The sequence below is a fragment of the Bacillus sp. SIMBA_008 genome (genome assembly GCF_046535495.1).
In the GTDB taxonomy this organism is placed as follows: domain Bacteria; phylum Bacillota; class Bacilli; order Bacillales; family Bacillaceae; genus Bacillus; species Bacillus subtilis.
In genome coordinates this window covers 1-231 of sequence record NZ_JAWRWL010001391.1, presented here as the reverse complement: position 1 = coordinate 231, position 231 = coordinate 1, and the positions used below count along the sequence as shown (strand labels likewise).

Sequence of the window (231 nt, the reverse complement as noted above, 5' to 3'; positions counted from 1 at the left end):
ATCGAGCGCTTCGGCTGGTGGACGGTGTCACGGGCCACGACGTGCGAGTACCTGGCTGCCGCACGTCTGTTCGACGAGATCCGGATCGACCTGCGGATGGGCCGGATCGGCACCGCGTCGTTCCGCTTCGCCTTCGAGATGATCCGGGTCGAGGACGACGTGCTCGTGGCCCGCGCCGAGAACACCGTCGTCACGGTCTCGCCCGAACAGGATCCGGTCCCGATCCCCGCC

1 protein-coding gene is annotated in these 231 nt (G+C 68.4%); it reads left to right on the top strand.

Going from position 1 to position 231, the window contains the following annotated elements; all coding sequences use genetic code 11:
- On the top strand, nucleotides 1–231 hold a 231-nt coding region (locus SB658_RS28030), incomplete at both ends, for an acyl-CoA thioesterase (protein WP_410603874.1).